General features: G+C 58.0%; 3 protein-coding genes and 1 pseudogene. All 4 read left to right on the top strand.

Going from position 1 to position 3464, the window contains the following annotated elements:
• A pseudogene (locus tag DEO48_RS26340) lies at positions 1-237 on the top strand (hypothetical protein); the annotation flags it as partial.
• A complete protein-coding gene (locus DEO48_RS26335) occupies positions 179-2293 on the top strand; it encodes a phage terminase large subunit family protein (RefSeq protein WP_109846756.1) in 2115 nt (704 codons plus the stop codon). The pseudogene DEO48_RS26340 and the gene DEO48_RS26335, both read left to right, overlap by 59 nt.
• A gap of 4 nt (positions 2294-2297) precedes the next feature.
• Complete coding sequence (locus DEO48_RS26330; RefSeq protein WP_219933030.1) at positions 2298-2558, top strand: gpW family protein; 261 nt, start codon at positions 2298-2300, stop codon at positions 2556-2558.
• A gap of 1 nt (position 2559) precedes the next feature.
• On the top strand, positions 2560-3464 hold a 905-nt coding region (locus DEO48_RS26325), incomplete at its 3' end, for a phage portal protein (protein ID WP_146198354.1).

Below are 3464 nucleotides of genomic sequence, written 5' to 3'. Positions count from 1 at the left end.
CTGGAGTTTCAGCAAAAGGATGGCCAGCTCATTGAACTGGAGCAGGCAGAAAAGGTGCTGTTTGATTGTTTCCGGGCCCAGCGTGACTCCTGGCTGAACTGGCCCTCAAGGGTTGCCCCTCTGATGGCCGCCGATCTTGATGTGCCTGCTGACAGGATGACTGAGGTATTAGCTGAGCATGTCCACAAACACATTACCAGCCTCGGACAGCCTGAGTTTAACGCAGAAGAAACTTGAGTGCCTGACTGCTAGCGTCCGCAAGGGCTGGACGCCGCCGCCGAGAATAAGTGTGCCAGACTGGGCCGATAAATATCGCAAGCTGGCAAAAGAGTCCGGCAGTACGTCGGGGGACTGGGAAACCGCGACCGTCGAAATTGCCAGGGGGCCGATGATGGCCGCCACGGAATCCGGGGTCCATATCATCACCGTGATGTGCTGCACGCAGCTGATGAAAACCGCGCTGCTGGAAAATCTGTTCGGGTATTTTGCGCATCTGGATCCGTGTCCTATCTTGCTGCTGCAGCCGAAAGAAGCTGCAGCAGAACAATTTTCAAAAGAACGTATCACCCCGATGCTTCGGGTTACGCCGGTACTGAGAAAACTGGTGGGCGGCAACAAGCAGAAAAACTCAAAAGAGACGCTGCTCTATAAGTCATTCACCGGCGGATTTCTGGCGCTGGCCGGTGCCGGTAGTCCGGACAACCTTGCTCGCCGTCCTGTCAGGGTCATCCTTGCGGATGAGGTGGATAAATACCCTGTGACCCGTGAGGGCGATCCGATAGCCCTGGCTGAAGAACGAACGGCCACGTTTGGTCTGAACTGGCTTTGTATCCGGGCCTGCTCTCCTACAGTGGAAGACGAAAGCCGTATAGCAGACAGCTACGCGGATTCAGATCAGCGGCGGGCATCTGTGGAATGCCCACACTGTGCACACCGCCAGTTTCCGGATTTCTTTAAACACGTTCACTGGACCAAAGACGACGATGGCAGGCACCGGCCGGAAACGGCCCGTCTGCACTGTGAAAGTTGCGGTGTGGCCTGGTCGGAAGGCGATCGTCTCCGGTCGCTGAAAACCATTCGCTGGCACCAGACCCGTACCTTTGAGTGCTGCGGGGTTCGCCAGTCGCCACTGATGGAGTATGAAAACGTCTGGCGTGACGACGACGGTACAGCGGTAGATCAGGTCTGGTCCTGGTCTGCTGACGAGCGTCATGCTGTTTATCGTGCCCGCTGCCGGTGCTGTGGCGCGCTACCGGTTAGTAATGTCCATGCCGGCTTTCAGGCATCGAAGCTGTTCAGCCCCTGGCAGAAAGATAAACCGTCGGATATCGCGGGCAAATACCTGAAGGCCAAAGGTGACCCGGACAAAGAGCAGGCCTGGTGGAACACGCAGATGGGCCTGCCGCACCGGCCGGTGCACGGTAAGGCTATCCAGCTGGATGTGCTGCTGGCCCGACGTGAAGTGTACGGCGCTGAGGTACCTGATGGCGTAGCCGTGCTGACGGCCGGAATAGACACGCAGGATAACCGGCTTGAAATCGAAGTGGTGGGCTGGGGACGGGATGAAGAGTCCTGGTCAATCGCTTACGACGTGATTGAAGGTGATCTGGAAACCCCTGAACCGTGGGAGCGTCTCGATGCCTACCTGCAGCAGATTTGGCGGCGGGCTGACGGTCGCGGATTTGTTATTAAAGCGGCCTGTCATGACTCCGGGGGCTCGCACTCCCAGAAAGTCTATGACTTTGCGAAAGCCCGTCTGGCGCGTCGTATCTGGGCCATCAAAGGGGAATCGGCCCGTAACGGTAAGCGTTCGCCGGTGTGGCCGAACAAGCAACCGACATCCCGAAGCAAGAAGTCTTACCGCCCGGTCATTCTGGGGGTTAACTCAGCCAAGGACTCTGTCCGGGGGCGTCTGCATATCGAGACACCGGGGCCAGGTTACATGCATTACCCGTCAGACAGGGATATGGGCTGGTTTGAGCAGCTTCTTTCTGAACGGCTGGTGGTGAAAGAAATCAGTGGTCATCGTTTTACCGTCTGGGAATTACCCGGTGGGAAGGCAAACGAAGGCCTCGACTGCAGGGTATACGCCTATGCAGCCCTCCATGGTCTGATGCATATCGGCTTTAAGCTAAATGCCACAGTGGAGAGTGTCAGTGCAAACCCTGAAAGCCTGTTACCGCCACCGGCGGCTCCAGAGGAAAAACACAGCCTGCGCCTGCCTGGCGCAGAACTGCCGGTGACACCAGAAAAACCCAAGAAACTCCCTCTTCATAAACGACTAGCCAGGTAATTTCATGACTGCTAACTGTGGCCCGCTTGCGGGTATGACGCCGGACCAGCTCCGGGCGGCGCTTGCGGCTGCGCAAAAAGCTTATACCGATCTGATGACCGGTCAGATGGGCGTGTCATTTTCCTATGCCCAGGGCGACGGGACCCGTTCCGTGACGTACAAGCCTGCGAGTCTGGAAAACCTTAATCAGTTTATCCGCGATCTCCAGCAGGCGCTGGGCATATGTCCTTGCCCACGCAGCCGCTATCAACGATTCAGGTACTGATATGACCAAAATCACGCTGTTAGGTCCTGACGGCCACCCGCTACCACCAAAGGCACTGCCGCCCTCCGGTCGCAGCCGGACGTCGGCGCTGGTGGGCAACCGGGGGATAGCGTACGACGCCGCCGATGTCACCAGCGACCAGCTGGCAAACTGGCGGCCATCGCTGTGGTCTCCGGACAATGAGATAAACCCTTACCGTGACCGGATTGTGTCGCGGACCCGCGATCTGGTCCGTAATGACGGCTGGGGGGCGGGGATTATCACCCGAACCCAGGATAATGTTGTCGGTCCGCATTTCCATCCGGTGCTGAGTCCGGATTACCGGGCGCTGGCACATATCAGTGGAAACAGCGCCTTTGATATTGGCTGGGCCAAAGAATACAAGCGTGCGGTTGAGGCAGCCTGGCGCAGCTGGGTGTCCGATCCGGGGCGCTGGTGTGACGTAGAGCGCCAGCTGACAGTTTCGCAGCAGCTGCGTCTGGCTTTTCGGCACAAGCTGGTGGACGGCGATGCGCTGGGCTACCTGCAGTACCGCCCTGACCGGCTGGGGTACGGTAAAGCAAAGTTTGCGACCACCCTGCAGATTATCGACCCTGACAGGCTGAGTAACCCGCAGCAGATGATGGATCTCAAATACATGCGCGGTGGCGTTGAAATCGACGATGACGGTGCGCCGGTGTATTACCACATCCGGGAGGCGCATATGGGGGACTGGTGGAGCGCCCCGGAAACCGTTATCTGGCAGCGCATTCCCCGTGAAACCCGCTGGGGTCGCCCGGTAATTATCCATGATTTTGACCATGATCGTGGCGCACAGCATCGCGGCGTGGGTCTGCTGACGCCGATTGTGCAGCGCATGAAGATGCTCACGAAGTATGACCAGAGCGAGCTTGAAGCTGCGGTGCT

It is taken from the genome of Enterobacter sp. CGMCC 5087, assembly GCF_003144775.1.
In the GTDB taxonomy this organism is placed as follows: Bacteria; Pseudomonadota; Gammaproteobacteria; order Enterobacterales; family Enterobacteriaceae; genus Enterobacter; species Enterobacter cloacae_M.
Note: the sequence above shows the minus strand (reverse complement) of the source record. Positions and strands in the feature narration are given on the sequence as shown.

Coding starts and splice junctions, on each gene's coding strand:
- DEO48_RS26335 (WP_109846756.1), top strand. CDS start 179: ATGTCCACAAACACATTACCAGCCTCGGACAGCCTGAGTTTAACGCAG.
- DEO48_RS26330 (WP_219933030.1), top strand. CDS start 2,298: ATGACTGCTAACTGTGGCCCGCTTGCGGGTATGACGCCGGACCAGCTC.